We start from the raw sequence: 1,000 nt of genomic DNA, 5'->3' as shown, positions 1-1,000 counted from the left end.
GTCGGAGAGATCGGCGGTGTAGCACAGCGCGACCTCGGCGATCGCGGTGCCGGTGTTCCGTACGGCGTCGATGGCGGGGCGCATCTGCCCGACGTCGTTGAGCGCGTCGAAGATCCGGAAGATGTCGATACCGGTGTTCGTGGCCTCTTCGACAAACGCGTCGGTCACCTCGGTCGGGTACGGGGTGTAGCCGACGGTGTTGCGGCCGCGCAGCAGCATCTGCAGGCAGATGTTCGGTACCGCTTCGCGCAGCTGGGCCAGGCGCTCCCAGGGGTCCTCGGCGAGGAATCGGAGCGCGACGTCGTAGGTGGCGCCGCCCCAGCACTCCAGGGACAGCAACTGCGGCAGTGTCCGCGCCACCACCGGGGCCACCGCGAGCAGGTCCTTCGTCCGTACGCGGGTGGCCAGCAGCGACTGATGCGCATCGCGGAAGGTGGTGTCGGTCACCCCGATGGTCGGCGAGTCGCGCAGCCAGCGCGCGAAGCCCTCCGGACCGAGTTCGGTGAGCTTCTGCCGGGAGCCGACAGGCGGTTCGGCGGCGGGGGTCAGCGGCAGTTTGGTGGTCGGGTCGAGCAGCGCCGGCCGCTCGCCGTGGGGCCTGTTCACCGTGACGTCGGCGAGGTAGGTGAGCAGCTTCGTACCGCGGTCGGCGGAGTGCCGTGCGGTCAGCAGATGCGGCCGCTGCTCGATGAACGACGTGGTGACCCGCCCGGCCCTGAAGTCCGGATCGTCCAGCACGGCCTGGAGGAACGGGATGTTCGTGGCCACCCCGCGAATGCGGAACTCGGCCACGGCACGCCGGGCGCGGCCGATCGCGGTGTCGAAGTCCCGGCCCCGGCAGGTCAGCTTGACCAGCATCGAGTCGAAGTGCGCGCTGATCTCCGTACCGGCGTGGGCGGTGCCGCCGTCCAGGCGGATGCCCGAGCCGCCCGGCGAGCGGTACGCGCTGATCATGCCGACGTCCGGGCGGAAACCGTTGGCCGGATCCTCGGTGGTGATC

The 1,000-nt window shown here is 70.4% G+C and carries 1 pseudogene; it reads right to left on the bottom strand.

Going from position 1 to position 1,000, the window contains the following annotated elements:
* Positions 1 to 1,000, bottom strand: a pseudogene (locus CCN51_RS58230) (pyruvate carboxylase); the annotation flags it as partial.

The sequence above is a fragment of the Streptomyces milbemycinicus genome (genome assembly GCF_002154605.1).
In the GTDB taxonomy this organism is placed as follows: Bacteria; Actinomycetota; Actinomycetes; order Streptomycetales; family Streptomycetaceae; genus Streptomyces; species Streptomyces milbemycinicus.
Note: the sequence above shows the minus strand (reverse complement) of the source record. Positions and strands in the feature narration are given on the sequence as shown.